Source organism: Brachybacterium alimentarium, assembly GCF_002332425.1.
Lineage (GTDB): Bacteria > Actinomycetota > Actinomycetes > Actinomycetales > Dermabacteraceae > Brachybacterium > Brachybacterium alimentarium.
Genome location: NZ_NRGS01000030.1, coordinates 1 through 12,299, shown reverse-complemented (window position 1 = coordinate 12,299; position 12,299 = coordinate 1). Strand labels below are relative to the sequence as shown.

12 protein-coding genes and 1 tRNA gene are annotated in these 12,299 nt (G+C 67.5%); 6 read left to right on the top strand and 7 right to left on the bottom strand.

All coding sequences use genetic code 11. The annotated features are described in order from the left end of the window. The first annotated feature begins 127 nt into the window (after nt 1-127). Nucleotides 128-1,096: a class 1b ribonucleoside-diphosphate reductase subunit beta gene (nrdF, locus tag CIK71_RS15570; RefSeq protein ID WP_096166601.1), complete on the top strand. Its 969-nt coding sequence runs from the start codon at nt 128-130 to the stop codon at nt 1,094-1,096. A 289-nt stretch (nt 1,097-1,385) separates the two neighbouring features. Beyond that, entirely contained in the window at nt 1,386-1,670 is a 285-nt protein-coding gene (locus CIK71_RS15565) for a GlsB/YeaQ/YmgE family stress response membrane protein (protein WP_096166600.1), read from the top strand. A 91-nt stretch (nt 1,671-1,761) separates the two neighbouring features. Here the strand turns inward: CIK71_RS15565 and CIK71_RS15560 are convergent, their stop codons facing one another. After that, nucleotides 1,762-2,415, bottom strand: a complete 654-nt coding sequence (locus tag CIK71_RS15560; protein WP_096166599.1) for an IMPACT family protein — start codon at nt 2,413-2,415, stop codon at nt 1,762-1,764. A 280-nt stretch (nt 2,416-2,695) separates the two neighbouring features. On the opposite strand from CIK71_RS15560, the gene CIK71_RS15555 reads away from it, so the two are divergent. Beyond that, on the top strand, nt 2,696-3,184 hold the full coding sequence (locus CIK71_RS15555; RefSeq protein WP_096166598.1) for a hypothetical protein: 489 nt from the start codon (nt 2,696-2,698) through the stop codon (nt 3,182-3,184). A 310-nt stretch (nt 3,185-3,494) separates the two neighbouring features. Here CIK71_RS15555 and CIK71_RS15550 read toward each other — a convergent pair whose 3' ends face one another. The 3 genes from CIK71_RS15550 to ectA all read right to left on the bottom strand — a co-directional run bounded on the left by CIK71_RS15550 (nt 3,495) and on the right by ectA (nt 5,793). Then, the gene (locus tag CIK71_RS15550; RefSeq protein WP_096166597.1) at nt 3,495-3,887 is read right to left on the bottom strand and encodes an ectoine synthase; all 393 of its coding nucleotides are present in this window, start codon (nt 3,885-3,887) and stop codon (nt 3,495-3,497) included. 105 nt (nt 3,888-3,992) lie between these two features. Next, on the bottom strand, nt 3,993-5,264 hold the full coding sequence (gene ectB, locus CIK71_RS15545) for a diaminobutyrate--2-oxoglutarate transaminase (RefSeq protein WP_096166596.1): 1,272 nt from the start codon (nt 5,262-5,264) through the stop codon (nt 3,993-3,995). 88 nt (nt 5,265-5,352) lie between these two features. Next, nucleotides 5,353-5,793 carry a diaminobutyrate acetyltransferase gene (ectA, locus tag CIK71_RS15540; RefSeq protein WP_245857672.1) on the bottom strand — a complete coding sequence of 147 codons (441 nt, stop codon included), beginning with the start codon at nt 5,791-5,793 and terminating at the stop codon, nt 5,353-5,355. 470 nt (nt 5,794-6,263) lie between these two features. Here ectA and CIK71_RS15535 point away from each other — a divergent pair, with 470 nt between their 5' ends. The 3 genes from CIK71_RS15535 (at nt 6,264) to CIK71_RS15525 (ending at nt 8,977) form a co-directional block, all read left to right on the top strand. After that, nucleotides 6,264-7,787, top strand: coding sequence for an alanine/glycine:cation symporter family protein (locus CIK71_RS15535; protein ID WP_096166614.1), 1,524 nt, complete (start codon nt 6,264-6,266; stop codon nt 7,785-7,787). 61 nt (nt 7,788-7,848) lie between these two features. Then, nucleotides 7,849-8,883: an acyltransferase family protein gene (locus CIK71_RS15530; RefSeq protein ID WP_096166594.1), complete on the top strand. Its 1,035-nt coding sequence runs from the start codon at nt 7,849-7,851 to the stop codon at nt 8,881-8,883. 21 nt (nt 8,884-8,904) lie between these two features. Then, nucleotides 8,905-8,977 (top strand) — tRNA-Lys (locus tag CIK71_RS15525). Nucleotides 8,978-9,122: 145 nt separating this feature from the next. Here the strand turns inward: CIK71_RS15525 and CIK71_RS15520 are convergent. Genes CIK71_RS15520 through CIK71_RS15510 form a run of 3 tightly spaced genes read right to left on the bottom strand, consistent with a single transcriptional unit; the run spans nt 9,123 to nt 12,095 of the window. Beyond that, nucleotides 9,123-10,106, bottom strand: coding sequence for a GlxA family transcriptional regulator (locus CIK71_RS15520; RefSeq protein WP_096166593.1), 984 nt, complete (start codon nt 10,104-10,106; stop codon nt 9,123-9,125). A gap of 10 nt (nt 10,107-10,116) precedes the next feature. Beyond that, complete coding sequence (locus CIK71_RS15515; protein WP_176485667.1) at nt 10,117-11,268, bottom strand: MFS transporter; 1,152 nt, start codon at nt 11,266-11,268, stop codon at nt 10,117-10,119. 29 nt (nt 11,269-11,297) lie between these two features. Continuing rightward, the gene (locus CIK71_RS15510; protein WP_096166613.1) at nt 11,298-12,095 is read right to left on the bottom strand and encodes a class I SAM-dependent methyltransferase; all 798 of its coding nucleotides are present in this window, start codon (nt 12,093-12,095) and stop codon (nt 11,298-11,300) included. Between the last annotated feature and the right edge of the window lie 204 nt (nt 12,096-12,299).

Here is a 12,299-nt window from a genome sequence, read left to right as displayed (position 1 = left end):
GGAGTGTGGGCGGACGTGGTGTCCAGAGACACCCGCGCGGGGTGAGCGGGGTGGGCCCTTCCGGGGTCGCCACTGCCTAGACTGGCGGGGAGCTATACCCCCGATTCTTTGCGACAGTGAGGCTGCGGTGAACGACCACCTGAAGACGACGGTCCAGGCGATCAACTGGAACCGGATCCCGGATCCGAAGGACCAGGAGGTATGGGACCGCCTCACCGGCAACTTCTGGCTGCCGGAGAAGGTCCCGCTGTCCAACGACGTCCAGTCGTGGAACCGGCTGACCGAGCAGGAGCAGAACCTGGTGATGCGTGTGTTCACCGGGCTCACCCTGCTGGACACGGTGCAGGGCACCGTGGGCGCTGTCTCGCTCATCCCGGACGCGATCACCCAGCATGAGGAGGCCGTGTACACCAACATCGCCTTCATGGAGTCGGTGCACGCGAAGTCCTACAGCCAGATCTTCTCCACGCTGGCGAACACCAAGCAGATCGACGAGGCCTTCCGCTGGAGCGAGTTCAACGAGCCGCTGCAGAAGAAGGCGAGGATCGTCATGGACTACTACACGGGCGATGATCCGGAGAAGCGCAAGGTCGCCTCCACGCTGCTCGAGTCGTTCCTGTTCTACTCCGGCTTCTACCTGCCGATGCACTACTCCAGCCGCGGCGAGCTCACGAATACGGCGGACATCATCCGCCTGATCATCCGTGACGAGGCGGTGCACGGCTACTACATCGGCTACAAGTTCCAGAAGGCCGTGGAGAAGGCCAGCCCGGCGCGCCAGGAAGAGCTCAAGGACTACACCTACTCGCTGCTCATGGAGCTGTACGAGAACGAGGAGGAGTACACCGAGGATCTCTACGATCCGGTGGGCTGGACCGAGGAGGTCAAGACCTTCCTGCGCTACAACGCCAACAAGGCGCTGATGAACCTGGGCTACGACGGCCTGTTCCCGCAGGACCAGGTCGAGGTCAACCCGGCGATCCTCGCCTCGCTCTCGCCGAACGCCGACGAGAACCACGACTTCTTCTCGGGCTCCGGGTCGAGCTACGTCATGGGCAAGGCCGTCGAGACCGAGGACGACGACTGGGACTTCTGAGTCCACGGGGCTGATGCCTCCGGGATCCGGTCACGACCGCTCCCCGCGCGACGCCGACGGCGCCGGACGATATCGTCCGGCGCCGTCGTTCGTCGTCCGGGACTGAGGGGTAAGGGAGCTCCGCAGATCGCGCCGATGACCGTCTCAGTTCGTGCTGCAGGTCTCGTCTAACCGTGCGGTCAAACGTCTGACCTGCATAAACAATCGCATCCCGGACATCTGGGAACTCCTGGAGCACAATGGCGGGTGCAACATCCTTTCTCTTCCCCTCGTAGAACGGACTGTGACCATGGGACTCATCGGCGCAATCATTTCCTGGATCATCATCGGCGGCATCATCGGCCTCATCGCCCGGGCGCTCATGCCCGGCAAGCAGGCCATGGGCCTCGGCCTGACGATCGTGCTCGGTGTCATCGGCGCGATCGTCGGCGGCTTCATCGGCGGACTCCTCGGTGGGTCCGGCGTCAGCGGCATCATGAGCAACCCGTGGAGCATCGGGACCATCGTGCTCGCCGTCGTCGGCGCGCTGATCGTCATGGTCATCTACGGCCTCGCGACCAAGAACCGCGTGTGAACTGACATGCTCCACGACCGTTCGCGGTCGTGACGCCACGGCGTCGTCCCGGTTCTCCGGGGCGGCGCCGTCGTCGTGCGCCCGGTGGCCGTCAGAGGGGACGGTCCGCGATCCGGCGGCCGGCTTCGTGCACCGCGACCCGCCCGGAGGACCAACGGGCGGTGTCCGCAGCGAGGTCCTCGACCTGCTCGGGGTCGACCAGCACCGTCAAGGTCGCGGCCCGGGAGGAGTAGGTCGTCGGCTCCACCTGTCCTCCGTGGGCAGCGGCCCAGATCCGCACCGCGTTCTCCGCGATGCCGATCTCGGCGAGCGAGACCTCGAGCTCGGCGACGACCAGCTCGGTGCGGCGCAGCACCGTCGCCGCCGCGACCGCCTGCTCGACGCCGGCGGTATAGGCACGCACCAGGCCTCCGGCCCCCAGCTTCACCCCGCCGAAGTAGCGGATGACGATCGCGAGGGTGTCGACGAGGCCGGCGTGCAGCAGCGACTGCAGCATCGGCATCCCGGCGGTCCCGGACGGCTCGCCGTCATCGCTCGAGCGATTCACCTCGGCATGCTCGGCCGTCTCGCCGATGACGAGCGCGGTGCAGTGGTGACGGGCATCGGGATGCTCGCGCCGAGCCGCTCGGACCAGGGCGTCGACCTCGTCGACCGCGCTCACCCGATGCAGGCGGGTCAGGAAGCGTGACCGCTTCTCGACCAGTTCCGTCTCGACATCGGCAGCGAGGACGAGGGGAGCGGACATGGTTTGGAGTCTAAGGCTGGTCGCCGCTCCGGGGCGATAATGTGGCTGTGGCTGTGGCTGTGGCTGTGGCTGTGGCTGTGGCTGTGGCTGTATCGAGGCATCGACATGATCCGCTCTGGAGGACCCCGTGACCGTTCCGCACTCTTCACCCGGCCCGCAGCAGGGCCCGCAGTCGGGGCAGTCAGGCCCCTACCAGGACCCGCGGCCGGGTGTGCAGCAAGGACAGGCCCCGGCTCCCGGCCCGCGGCCCCGGGGGACGGGCAAGGCCCCGACGATCCTGATGATCATCGGCAGCGTCGTCCTCGTGCTCTCCCTGGCCATCGGCATCACCCTCGCGGTGATCGGCATCAGCACCACGTCCGGCGGGATCAAGACCATCGAGGTGTTCGACAGCGGCAGCGGCGGCGTCGCCGCCGAGGAGGGGGACGTGCTGCAGCTCTACAAGGAGGCGGGTACCTCGGATCCCAGCTGCCGGATCACGGGACCGTCCGAGGGAGCCGTCGGCGAGGGCACCATCCAGACCAGCGCGACCACGGTGGACGGCGAGCAGTGGCAGTCCTTCGACTCGGTCACCGCGCACGAAGCCGGCGTGTACCGCGTGGACTGCGCGGGCACCCCAGTCGCGGTGGGTCCGCCCGTCTCCCTCGTCGGCATCTTCGGCGCCGTCGGCGGCATCCTGCTCGGCCTGGGCGGTGGGTTCCTCGGCCTCGTGCTCCTCGGCCTCGGTGTGCTGCTGCTGGTGCTGCGGAAGCGGGAGGTGCGGGAGTGAGCCATCCGGTGCCCGGGTCGAGCGCGACCCGGGGGAGCGGCTCGGGGAGCACCGCGGGCTCGGTGAGTTCGGGGTGACCCCGTGATCGGCGGGTTGATCGGTAGCCACGGCGTCAGCGGTATCGACGTGACCAGTGGGATGCGCGGGGCCGCCGCGGTCGACCGCACGCGCTGCCGTGGATTCCGGGCGCGCTGAGCGCACCTTCACGACCCCTCGGCACGCGAGAGGGGCCCGCCCGGAGCTGATCAGCTCCGCACGGGCCCCTTCTGCGCGACATCACCGGGCCGCGGGGAGCGGCCTCGGCAAGGACTCAGGCGTCCTCGGTCACCAGCGGGTATACGCCGTTCTCGTCGTGCACCTCGCGGCCGGTCACCGGCGGGTTGAACACGCACACGCACTTGATCTCGGTGCGCGGGCGCACGATGTGCTTGTCGTGGTCGTTGAGCAGGTAGAGGCTGCCGGGGGCGAGCTCGTGGATCTCGCCGGTGGCCAGGTCCTCGATGGTGCCCTCGCCCTGGGTGATGAACACGGCCTCGATGTGGTTCGCGTACCAGAAGTAGCTCTCGGTCCCGGCGTACAGCGTGGTCTCGTGGACGGAGAAGCCCACACCCTCCTTCGCCAGGATGATGCGCTTGGAGCGCCAGTTCTCCGACTTGATGTCGGCGTCGGTGTCTTCAACCTCTGCGAGAGTGCGAACGAGCATGGGGGAGGTGTCCTTCCGTGGAGGGTCTGTGGTCGTGCGGCTGAGCAGGCGCTCAGGGCGTCGGCCCGCACCCCGGGAGGGGAACGGGCCGACGTGACTGGGGGATCAGGCGCTGAGGGCCTCGTCGACGGCGCTCTCGATGATGTCCAGCCCGTTGCTGAGCTGGTCATCGGGGATCGTGAGCGCGGGCAGCAGCTTGACGACCTCGTCGGACGGACCGGAGGTCTCCACCAGCAGGCCCTCCTCGAAGGCGCGCGAGGTGACCTTGCCGGCGAGCTCGCCGGTGGGCAGCTGGAGACCGCGGGCGAGGCCGCGACCCTTGACGATCAGCTCGTGCTGATCGGCGTGGCGGGCGGCGATCTGGTTGAAGCGGCCCTCGATGTAGGCGCCCTTGGCGATCGTGGACTTCTCCAGCTCGTCATCGCTCCAGAACAGCTCGAAGGCCTTGGTGCCGGAGGCGAAGGCGGGGCCGAAGCCGCGGAAGGTGCCGTTGTGCTCGCCGGGCTCCCAGATGTCCAGCTCGGGCTTGAGCAGGGTGAGGGCGAGGGGCATGCCGTAGCCGCTGATGGACTTCGACAGGGTGATCATGTCGGGCTTGATGCCGGCCTCTTCGAAGCTGAAGAACCCGCCGGTGCGGCCGCAGCCCATCTGGATGTCGTCGATGATCAGCAGGATGTCGTGCTTGGTGCACAGCTCGGAGAGCCCGCGCAGCCACTCGGCGCGGGCGGCGTTGATGCCGCCCTCGCCCTGGACCGTCTCGACGATCACGGCGGCGGGCTTGTTCAGTCCGCTGCCGCCGTCGGTGAGCAGACGCTCGAGGTACATGAAGTCCGGGACGACCTGGCCGAAGTAGTCGTCGAACGGCATCGGGGTGGCGTGGACCAGCGGGATGCCGGCACCGCCGCGCTTGAGCGAGTTGCCCGTGACGGACAGCGCGCCGAGGGTCATGCCGTGGAAGGCGTTGGTGAAGTTCACGACCGACTCGCGGCCGGTGACTTTACGGGCCAGTTTCAGCGCGGCCTCGACGGCGTTGGCGCCGCCCGGGCCGGGGAAGGCGACCTTGTAGTCGAGATCGCGGGGCTCGAGGATGAGCTCGTTGAAGGTCTCGAGGAACTGGCGACGCACGTCGGTGAACATGTCCAGGCCGTGCACGATGCGGTCCTCGAGGAAGTGGTCGATGACGACCTTCTTCAGCTCCGGGTGGTTGTGGCCGTAGTTCAGGGTGCCGGCGCCGGCGAAGAAGTCGGTGTACTCCCGACCGTCGTCGTCGACCAGCGTGGAGCCCTTGGCGTGCGTGAACGTGGTGGGCCAGCTGCGCGAATAGCTGCGGACGTCGGACTCGAGATCGGTGGCTGCGTTGGCTGCTGCAATCGTCATGATGTCTCCTCGGGGTGGCGGTCGGTGGTCAGGGGTGTCGGGGCGCGCAGAAGCGCCCGCGTCGACGGGTCGTGCGGTTCGTGGCGGCTCAGGAGCCGGGGGTGAGGCCTTCGATCACGTGGAGCAGCTCCGCGTCGTGGCCGGTATCGGGGAAGTCGGATTCCTCGAAGAGAGGCTCAATGCGGTGCTGGGCGTCGTGGCGCTCGGCGAAGGAGGCGAACAGCCGCTGGGACGCGGCGTTGTCCTCGGTGATGGTGGTCTCGAGGGTGCGCACACCGGGAAGCCCGGTGAGCAGGTCGTCGAGCATCCGGGCGGCGACGCGGCGGCCGCGCGCTGACTCATCGACGGCGATCTGCCAGATGAACAGGCATCCCGGATCGGTGGGGCGCAGGTAGCCGACCACGAAGCCGGCGACCTCGCCGTCCAGCATCGCGATGCGGGAGGTCTGTGCGAAGTCCCGTGCGAGCAGGAGGTAGGCGTAGGAGGTGTTCAGGTCCAGCGTCCCGCTGTCGCGGGCCACGCGCCACATCTGGGCGCCGTCCCGGTGGACGGGGGTGATGATCTCCAGATCGGAGCTCTCGGCAGTGGATCGGGTCGTACCTCGAGGTGAAGGGTGGTCGTCGGATCGTGTCGTCAGCTGGCCCATAACGGTCCCCAACGCTATCGAGAGTCGCGACGAATGTGGACCCGGGCCCCCGGTTCAGGGGGTCCGCCTCGGAGTGTCGTAACGAAAACGTGATCGTCGGGGGTCCGACGGTCGGATTGTCCGACAACCCGGTTTCATTCAGCCTGAGCTGGGGTTTTGCTGGTGGTGCCGGGGCGCTTCCGGGGGGTCGGAGTGGCGGCGTGTGCAGTGCGTCACGCGTTCGGTTGGCGAGACGATCGCTACGCGTGCGCGGGTCCATCGCTGCGCGTGCGCGGGTACGTAGGGGAGCCGGGGTCGACGCGGAGCCGAGTCGGTCGCGGGGCGGGCGTCCCACTGTCGATACCGTCATGCCCATGACACCTCTCGAATCGCTCAACGAGTTCCTCGGAAATGCCGAGGGCTGGCTCTGGACCTGGGCAGGGATGCCCGTGGTCATCGTGCTGGGCCTCTACTTCACGATCCGGTCCAAAGGCGTCCAGTTCCGGATGATCCCCGCCATGTTCGGCGCGATCGCGCAGAAGGCGCAGCGGGAGGAGGTCGACGACGGCGCGAAGGGCGAAGGGCGCACGCAGCGCACCAAGTCCCTCAGCGCGTTCCAGGCGTTCTCCATCTCCGCCGCAGCGCGCGTGGGCACCGGGAACATCTCCGGCGTGGCCGGGGCGATCTTCCTCGGCGGCCCGGGCGCGGTGCTGTGGATGTGGGTGATGTGCCTGCTCACGGGCGCCGCCAGCTTCATCGAATCGACGCTCGCCCAGCTCTGGAAGACCCGGGCCGACGACACCTACAAGGGCGGCCCGGCGTTCTACATCGCCCGAGGCCTCGGCAGCCGCAAGTTCGGCCTGTTCTTCGCAGTGCTGTTCATCTTCTGCTTCGCCTTCGCCTTCACCTCGCTGCAGGCCAACACCATCGTCGACGCCTTCACCGGCGCTGTCGCGGTCTACACCGATCCCGAGGGCCTGCCGTGGCTGCCGATCGTGCTCGGGGTGCTGCTGGCGCTCCTCACCGGCGTGATCGTCTTCGGCGGCATGCGCCGCGTGGCCACCGTGGCCCAGAACATGGTGCCGATCATGGCCGCGATCTACCTGCTGGTGGGCATCATCATCGTGGGCATGAACATCGGCGAGCTGCCCCGCGTGGTCAGCCAGATCGTCACCGAGGCCTTCAGCCCGCAGGCGTTCATCGGCGGCGGCTTCGGCGCCGCTCTCGTCAACGGTGTGCAGCGCGGCATGCTCTCCAACGAGGCCGGCATGGGCTCGGTCCCCAACGTCGCCGCCACCGCCTCGGTGAGCCACCCGGTCAAGCAGGGCCTCGTGCAGACCCTCGGCGTCTACTTCGACACGATCCTGATCTGCTCGATCACCGCGTTCATCGTGCTGGTCGCCTTCCCGGACATCTCCGTCGGCGGCGAGGGCCTGGTGATGGTGCAGCAGTCGCTCTCCGACAACCTCGGCGCCTGGGCGGCGATCCTGCTGGCCGCGATCATGTTCCTGCTCGCGTTCACCTCCGTGCTGGGTAACTTCTCCTACGGCGAGGCGAACATGCACTTCATCACCTCCAAGCGCGGTTGGCACCTCGCCTTCGGCGCCGCGGTGACCGTCCTGGTGTTCATCGGCTCGGTGATCGCCGTGGACCTCGCCTGGACGATCGCGGGTGTGAGCATGGTGTTCATCGCCCTCATCAACCTCGTGGTCATCGCGATCCTCGCGCCGACCGCGTTCAAGCTGCTGCGCCACTACAACGCGCAGCGCGCTCAGGGCCTCGACCCGATCTTCCTGGCTTCGGACCTGCCCGAGATCAAGAACGTCGAGGTGTGGGTCGACGAGGACGTCTGCGACTACCAGGACGCCCGACGAGAGGATCAGGCGGCGGCCAGATGATCGCCGCAGCGGCCCCGAGGACGGTCTTCGACGATTCGACCGGCCCCTACCCTGGACGGCGATGAGACGAGTCGCGCCCTGTGCGCCCCAGGGTCGCCAGCACTGGATGGACCTGCTGCGAGGCGGGGCGATCCTGCTGGTGATCGCGCACCACCTGCGGCTGGTGCAGCAGATCTGGGACGGATCCGCGCCGCACGCGATGGTCGTGCTGTCCGAGGCGACAGCGCCGTTCCGGATGCCGGTGCTGCTGTTCGCCTCCGGACTCCTGCTGGCGCGATCGCTCGAGAAGCCGACCGGCCGCTTCCTGGCCGGGAAAGCCCGGGCACTGCTGTGGCCGTGGCTGATCTGGTCGGCGATGATGCTGCCGATCATGGGCTGGGAGTTCGGCCGGGACCCGCTGTGGTGGGTCAACGGGACCTACACGTGGTTCCTGCTGGTGCTGTTCCTGTACTACGCGGTGGGCCTGCTGACACGGTGGATCCATCCCGGGTGGCTCGCGCTCGCGAGCGTCGCGGGGTGGACCCTGCCGCCGCAGTTCGGTGTCGAGTACGACGTCGCCGGGAACCGGCCGGACAAGTTCCTCTTCTACGCAGTGTTCTTCTTCGCCGGAGCAGCGCTGCGACGCACCCTGGCGGCGGGCGCTGTCCCGGTCGCTGTCCTCGTCCCCGCGCTGCTGATCGCCGCGGGATGGGCTGGCTACGCAGCGCGGATCGACATGGAGCCGGCGATCCCTGTCCTCACCCAGGTCGTCGTGCTGATCGGGGTGCTCGGCGCCGTCGGGGCCGCACAGAGGATCCCGCGTGCGGGTCCCGTCCGCCTGCTCGAGCGGCTGGGCCGGAACTCGATCGTCCCCTACCTCGTGCACCTGCCCGTGATCGAACTCATCTGCCGCAACGTCGACCTGTCGCCGAGCGGGGCCACGTTCGCGCTCTACGCCCTGGTGACGCTCGCGATCTGCGTGCTCGCGATCCGGCTGCGCCCAATGACCGGATTTCTCTATGCCCTCCCCGCGCGGCGACGCTCCGCGGGAGAGCCGGATCCGGCTCCGAGGAGCGGGATCGACGTTCACGAGAGCGAGCCCGCGCCGGTAGGATGAGCTGGCCCGCTCGGCGGGCACGGGCCTGTAGCTCAGTCGGCAGAGCATCGGACTTTTAATCCGCGGGTCGAGGGTTCGATCCCCTCCAGGCCCACCCTGGTCAGAGCAAAGATCGTAGATCTGAGTACCGCCCCGGATGGGGCAATGCCAGCGACGCGGCTACGTGTGCTGTGCCGGACGAGGAGTGACGGCAGCCGCGCAAAGGCGACGCAGAAGATTCTGTAGGGACCGGTGCACGGTTAGGTGAAGATCACGCCTAATCGCGATTCAGTCCCCTCCTGAAAGGCTGCCCGATAGGCGGTCGGCGAGGTTCCGACGATGGATCCGAAGTGTCGGCGGAGGTTCGTGTCGGAGCGCAACCCGCTTGCATCGGCGATCTGGGTGACGGTGAGGTCGGTTCGCTCAAGGAGTTCGCGGGCATGGTCGATGCGGGCGCGGAGCACCCATTGCATAGGGGTGATGCCGGTGTCGGCGGTGAATCGTCGTGAGAACGTGCGGGGTGAGACGTTGGCTTGCCGCGCGAGCGCCGTGAGTGAGAGGTCGCCGTGGAGATGGGCGAGTGCCCAGGCGCGGGTTGCTGCGAAGACGTCGCCGAGGGGTTCAGGAATGCTGCGGGGGACGTACTGCGCTTGGCCGCCGCTGCGGTACGGGGCGCTGACGAGGCGCCGTGCGACGCGGTTCGCGAGCGCGACGCCGTGGTCCCGCCTGATGAGGTGCAGACAGAGGTCGATACCGCTGGCGGCGCCGGCGCTGGTGAGGACCTGACCGGCGTCGACGAAGAGCACGTTCTCATCCACGTCGATCGTCGGGTACTGCTCGTGGAGGATGTGCGTGTAGTGCCAGTGTGTGGTTGCGAGGTGACCATCGAGCAGCCCCGCAGCGGCGAGGGTGAATGCGCCGGTAGAGATGGCCGCGATGCGGGTGCCGCGTTCGTGTGCTGCTCGGAGGGCGGCGATCACCGTGGATGGGGTGGTGGTGTCGGCCGGGTTCCGGTAGCCGGGCACGAGGACGGTGTCCGCCCATGCGAGGGCCTCGAGGTCGTGGCTGACGGCGTAGCCCAGTCCGTTCCATCCTTCGACCGTGCCGACCTGTTCGCCGCAGACCCGTACTTCGTAGGGCATGCTCGGCCGTTTCGCGAAGACATGCGCCGCGATTCCGACGTCGAGCGCCTTCGCTCCGTCGAGGATGAGCACTGCTACGCGGTGGTCCCGAACGGCATTCATAGACGTGAATCTAGCGCGCATCGAGCCACCGCCGGGTACGGGCCTGCGCAACTACGACTACGCTCCCGAAGACGACAAGCAACACGATGACGGCCGCGGCCCCATACACAGCACGATACGGATCAGGAAAGACCCCGAGCCCAGCGATGAGGAGACCCGCCAGGACGGCGCCCACTCGGCGCGTGTTCGTGAACAGTCCCGACGCCAGTCCCGGGTTGGGGAAGACGTCCTGGAAGACGGTCAGGCCGACGCCTGCAACCACGGCGAAGAACCAGGCGTTCAGCGGCTGCAGGGCCAACAGCTGCCACGGCTCGTGAACAAGCGTAGCGAGCCCGTAGTAGAGGACTCCAGCGGCCCAACCGGTACCAAGGAGTCGTCGGGCCCGGGTTCGCTCGTGGAGGCGGCCAATGATCATCAGCCCGGGGACTTCCATGAAGGCGGCAGCCCCGAGGACGACGCCCGCCCAGACAATCGGGGCGTGCAGGTCATGAGTGACGAACAGCGTCGCCACAGTGACGGTGGCGATGTTCGACGCCTGCAGGAGGATGAAGGCCGTGACGACTGCGCAACGAGACCATCCGCGCAATTGCTTGAGCAGGCTCGGACGAGGCGCGTCGTCATACCTGGGGTTCGGGGTGCGTCGGCGCAGGAGCAGCAGCGCCGTAACAACGTTGACCAAGCCGATCCCGGCAAGTAGCAGCAGCACAGCAGGTGTTCCGGATGCGCCCGCGATCAGGGTCGCGAGCGGTGGACCGATCACCCAGGCGAGCGAGACGATCGCGCGGGTCCGGATGACCTGAGCGGGCGGTGCGCCCTCGTGACGCAGCTGCGCGAAGAGCAGAGTCGATCCCACCCCGGTCGGCCCGCCGAGAACGATCAGTGCGATCACCGCGATCGGCAACGACGTCGTCACCGCAAGGACTACGACCAGGCCAACCCCGCCGAGCGCACAGAACACGAGCGGGCGAAGGTAGTCGCCCGACCGGTCGGCCAATGTTGGGATGACCAGCGACGCGATGAAACCACCGAGGTTGTAGAGGCCGAGCACCCAGCCGACCTGTGACGGTGTTGCACCGTAGAGAGTGACGAGGAGAACCGCGAGGAGGGGGTTGAGAACTGCGAACTGGAGTGCCCAGAACCATGCGGCTACCGGCCAGAGCACTCGCCCTTGTCGCTGGAGACAGCTACCCGTCACCGGTGCCCCACGACGAGCCGGAGAGAGCCGTCGAACGTCGGCTGAGTACGTAGATGCCCATAACGGTCATCCCAAGCCCCGGACGCGAGATCCGCGCGAAGAGCCCTGTCGAAACGGTCTTCGGTCTTATGGCTCACGAAGCTCCACGCCGAGTTCGCGCGTCGCGCGCCGGGATCGAGGAGCGCTTCCGGGCGGCCATAGTAGGCCTCGGAGAACCCGTCGACGCACGCTAAAGGAATCGGTAGGTGCTCGACCTTGACCGTCCCACCCAGACCCGAACGCACATCGGTGATCGTGGGATAGCGGCTGGCTTCTGTAGCGATCACTTCGGGCGCGTAGTCGTTGATCCAAGAACGCTCGAGCGCGGCAGGGTCGCACGTGAGGATCACCACCGGCCCGCGGGTCACTCGCCGCACCTCGCGGAGCCCACCGTGCAGGTCACGCCACTGGTGCACGGTGAACGACGCCAATGCAGCGTCGAAGGTGCGATCGGAGAACGGCAGATCCTCCGCGACGGCGTCCACCACTTGGGCTGCTCCAACCGGTCGTTGCGCCCGCATCGCGGCACTGGGCTCGACCGCCGTCACCGTGAGGTGATCCGGTTCGTATGAGCCAGCGCCAGCACCGACATTCACCAGAGTCTGCGCGCCGTTGAGGGCCGCGTGGATGGCGTCGACGAAGACTGGCTCGGGTTGCCGGTACCGCGAGTAGCCTGATCCGATCGACCCGTAGTCCGCGTCTCCAGCGCTTCCGTCCCCGCCTTCGTGGTCAGCGGCTGATCGTTTTTCTGTCATGCCGCCACCCAACTGCGAACCCTCACTTAGCACCAGCCGCAGCCCAGTCACCGGTCGTACAGATCGCGCCAACCCTAATCAGCGCAAGATCCGTAACGGTCGCGACTACTCGATCGATTCCACGAGCAGCGGGACTGCTGGGGACTGATGCACGATCTGGTGTCACATGATCTGTGGCGCCGTGCGGCGTTGCAGGGAAGGATG

What these genes read in the sequence shown, in the direction of transcription:
- ectA (WP_245857672.1), bottom strand. Translation starts at nt 5,793, where the DNA reads ATGTGGCGCGTGGCCCGCGACAGCGGGACGCTGGACCTGAACACCTCC.
- CIK71_RS15530 (WP_096166594.1), top strand. Translation starts at nt 7,849, where the DNA reads ATGAGACGAGTCGCGCCCTGTGCGCCCCAGGGTCGCCAGCACTGGATG.
- CIK71_RS15535 (WP_096166614.1), top strand. Translation starts at nt 6,264, where the DNA reads ATGACACCTCTCGAATCGCTCAACGAGTTCCTCGGAAATGCCGAGGGC.
- CIK71_RS15565 (WP_096166600.1), top strand. Translation starts at nt 1,386, where the DNA reads ATGGGACTCATCGGCGCAATCATTTCCTGGATCATCATCGGCGGCATC.
- CIK71_RS15520 (WP_096166593.1), bottom strand. Translation starts at nt 10,106, where the DNA reads ATGAATGCCGTTCGGGACCACCGCGTAGCAGTGCTCATCCTCGACGGA.
- CIK71_RS15555 (WP_096166598.1), top strand. Translation starts at nt 2,696, where the DNA reads ATGATCATCGGCAGCGTCGTCCTCGTGCTCTCCCTGGCCATCGGCATC.
- CIK71_RS15510 (WP_096166613.1), bottom strand. Translation starts at nt 12,095, where the DNA reads ATGACAGAAAAACGATCAGCCGCTGACCACGAAGGCGGGGACGGAAGC.
- CIK71_RS15560 (WP_096166599.1), bottom strand. Translation starts at nt 2,415, where the DNA reads ATGTCCGCTCCCCTCGTCCTCGCTGCCGATGTCGAGACGGAACTGGTC.
- CIK71_RS15550 (WP_096166597.1), bottom strand. Translation starts at nt 3,887, where the DNA reads ATGCTCGTTCGCACTCTCGCAGAGGTTGAAGACACCGACGCCGACATC.
- ectB (WP_096166596.1), bottom strand. Translation starts at nt 5,264, where the DNA reads ATGACGATTGCAGCAGCCAACGCAGCCACCGATCTCGAGTCCGACGTC.